Annotated in this window: 3 protein-coding genes; all 3 read right to left on the bottom strand. The window is 29.5% G+C overall.

The genetic code is table 11. The features are described from left to right. Positions 1 to 330 (bottom strand): terminase small subunit (locus SOR77_RS10185; protein ID WP_320636986.1); only part of this gene is annotated, 330 nt, incomplete at its 3' end. Positions 331 to 612: 282 nt separating this feature from the next. Beyond that, entirely contained in the window at positions 613 to 1,305 is a 693-nt protein-coding gene (locus SOR77_RS10180; protein ID WP_320636985.1) for a DUF3800 domain-containing protein, read from the bottom strand. A gap of 81 nt (positions 1,306 to 1,386) precedes the next feature. Then, the gene (locus SOR77_RS10175) at positions 1,387 to 1,791 is read right to left on the bottom strand and encodes a hypothetical protein (protein WP_320636984.1); all 405 of its coding nucleotides are present in this window, start codon (positions 1,789 to 1,791) and stop codon (positions 1,387 to 1,389) included. Positions 1,792 to 1,923 lie beyond the last annotated feature (132 nt).

The following is a 1,923-nucleotide window of genomic DNA, read 5'->3' as shown; positions in this document are numbered from 1 at the left end:
CTTTATTTTTATAGATTGGATACAAGCTAAGTCTTCATCAGATGCACTGTCTTTTACTTTTCCCGTCTCTAAATCTACTACATCAGCTATATTTACAAAACCCAGTTTTCCTAATTCCTGTAGTATTCTATCTGCATTTATTCCCGTTCTTTTTGAACGTTCTGCTATTGCTTTATCTATTTCAGATTTAATGTTAGGTTTTGTTAGGTTTTCACTTCCTATTTCCTTAGCTGTTTTTGGAGAATATCCTGCCCTTATAGCTGCCTGTGTGGCATTGAGGTCAATAAGATACTCTTCCACAAATCTCTTTTGTTTTTTATTAAGTGCCAATACCACACCACCTTTCTATTTTTACATAACAAAAAAGAACCCTAAATCAATAAGGTTCTCTTTACTAACTATTCTAAGAGGTCAAAATGAATACACATTTCTACTCTATTAATATAACACGCACATTTCGCACAAAACGCACAAAATTAAAACCACAAAAAAAGCCCTTACTTATAAGTAAGGGCTTTTCCCACTTAGTCAGGCGTACTCAACAGTACGCTTAATATCACTATCTGTTTCTAAGTGTAAACAGTATTATCTGTATTTTTATTATACCCTATTTTAAGGCAAAGTCAATATAAAATGCCTATTTATTTTTCTTAGATTTTGTCTATTATCTCTATATGACACAAAAATTCTATTAGCTAAAATATCGCTTGCTTGAATTAAATAATTGGACTTTGAATCACAATAATATACACAAACTTCCAACTCACCAAAAACTATTGGTTTGTGAAACGTCCCATAATCATAATTAGTTATCCCTGTTTTTAATTCTTCATATACAGAGTCTTTTAGTGTATAAAAACCATTAGTAGACGTTAATTGTTCATCAATACCTATATTTATTTTCAAATCTTCATATGGATTAATTTTTTCTTTTTTTATTAATTCATTTATACTGTACTTAAGTATTCTCTTTATAATATAATCTTTATACCTTACAATCGATTTTTTATTCTCAAGAATATAAGTATAAATATTAGATATTTTAACTGCTACATGAAAACTATATTCGTTTCTCATTACATTAAATAAAGCTCTTTTATGTTTTGGCGTTAAATTACAACCCTTTAGTTCATCGTTTCTTTGTAATTCATTAGCTATTCTGCGATTTAAACTTTTGTATTGTCTTTTGGCGTCTTCTTTTTTATCTTTATCTAAAAATAAATATCCGGCATAAATAAAATAATCATTATTTGAATTCTTATGTAGAGTCCCTGAATCATCTACAAAAATAAATATTTCTTGCATTTTTACCTCTCGCTGATTAAATATAACATATGTTGCTATATATATTATAAACTATTTTTTTCGGATAAACCGCCCAAAGTTTTAGGAATTTAGAAATCTATCATGAATCATTCTAGAGTAACTCTCATTAACACTGCCCATATAAGAACTTATCCTAAGCCAGCTCCAACCCTCGACATATCTCAATCTAAACACTATCCTAACCCTACTATCCTCTATACTATTAATAAAATCCTCTATCTCTAAACGCAAATCAAAAGCTCTCTGCCACTGTGCATTTAAACTATCCCTAATAGCCTTCTCCCTGTCCGTAAGCTCTCTCATGCCAATTATAGGTAAGCTCATTTCTTGATAAGGGAATTCTGTGTTAGATGCCTGCACTTTATCTACTACAATTTCTGTCTTATTTAGCTTTTTATTTTCTAACTCTAAAATTCTAAGTTCTCTTTTCAAATCTCTATAACGTGAAAGCATATCCTTATCCATCAATTCCCTCCCATATGTATTTACAGCTTAAAACCCCTTTGATATACAAAGAGGCAAATTTTAATATTCTATTTTTAAAAACTTGTAATGTTTTTCTGCATAAATAAAATTCTCATCATATTCAACCTTAAA

The organism is Peptoniphilus sp. (assembly GCF_034090345.1).
Lineage (GTDB): Bacteria > Bacillota > Clostridia > Tissierellales > Peptoniphilaceae > Peptoniphilus.
This window is presented reverse-complemented; position numbering and strand designations above follow the sequence as displayed.